The organism is Providencia sp. PROV268 (genome assembly GCF_028477805.1).
Taxonomy (GTDB): Bacteria; Pseudomonadota; Gammaproteobacteria; order Enterobacterales; family Enterobacteriaceae; genus Providencia; species Providencia stuartii.
Map to the genome: position 1 here is coordinate 1 of NZ_JAMPLW010000058.1, position 1,243 is coordinate 1,243.

Sequence of the window (1,243 nt, forward strand, 5' to 3'; positions counted from 1 at the left end):
CGGGGTTATCCGAATATTTGGCTCAGCAGGACATTACGCAACCGACCATTCACCATGGTGTGATTGAAAACCTAGATGTGATCTGCCGTGGTAAAAATGTCACTCACTCTTCTGAGTTACTGATGGGAGAACGTTTTAAACACCTGCTCGACACGGTGAAAGGGCAATATGATATCGTGGTTATCGATACCGCCCCAATCTTAGCAATCACTGACTCCGCGATTATCGGTAAGTACGTCGGCACCTCACTGCTTATTGCCTACTATGGTGTCAATACGGTGAAAGACGTTGAGCTATCGCTAAAACGTTTTAAACAAAACGATATCGAAATCACAGGCGTGATCCTCAATGGTATCGATGCGAAATCAGACGACTATAACTATGTCTATGAGTACTAGTCGTACAGGAATTTAAAATGAATCATACAAAGGTCTTAGTCACAGGCGGTCTTGGCTACATTGGTAGCCATACCTGTGTGCAGATGATTGAACAAGGCATGCAGCCAATTATTTTAGATAATTTATGTAATGCCAACCCAGAAGTACTCAACCGCATTGAAACCATCACAGGTAAAAAACCTGTCTTCTATGCCGGTGATGTACGTGATAACGCTATTCTGGATACGATTTTTGCTGAGCACCAAATCACATCGGTGATCCACTTTGCTGGGTTAAAAGCGGTTGGTGAATCCGTTCAAAAACCGATTGAGTATTATGATAATAACGTCAATGGCACGTTAGTATTACTTGCCAGTATGCAAAAAGCGGGTGTCAAAAGCTTAATTTTTAGCTCATCGGCTACTGTGTATGGTGATCCAGAAGAAGTACCATTAACCGAAGACTCTAAAGTCGGTGGTACTACCAACCCATATGGCACCAGTAAATATATGGTTGAGCGTATTCTTGCTGATCTATATATTGCACATAACGATTGGTCGGTTACTTTACTACGCTACTTTAATCCCGTTGGCGCACACCAATCAGGTTTAATTGGTGAAGACCCACAGGGTATTCCAAATAACCTAACACCTTATATCGCTCAAGTAGCAGTTGGTCGTCATAAAGAAGTCATGGTATTTGGCTCTGACTACCCAACTCCAGATGGTACTGGCGTACGTGATTATATCCATGTTATGGATTTAGCTAGCGGTCATATTGCAGCATTAAACAATGTCAGCCATCAAGCAGGCCTACATATCTATAACCTAGGTACGGGTAAAGGAACGAGTGTATTAGAGATGATT

General features: G+C 42.3%; 1 protein-coding gene and 1 pseudogene. Both read left to right on the top strand.

Features of this window, described 5'->3' with window-relative positions; translation table 11 throughout:
* A pseudogene (locus PR699_RS19590) lies at nt 1-398 on the top strand (tyrosine protein kinase); the annotation flags it as partial.
* 17 nt (nt 399-415) lie between these two features.
* Nucleotides 416-1,243: UDP-glucose 4-epimerase GalE (gene galE, locus PR699_RS19595; protein WP_272577903.1), on the top strand; the 828-nt coding region annotated here is incomplete at its 3' end.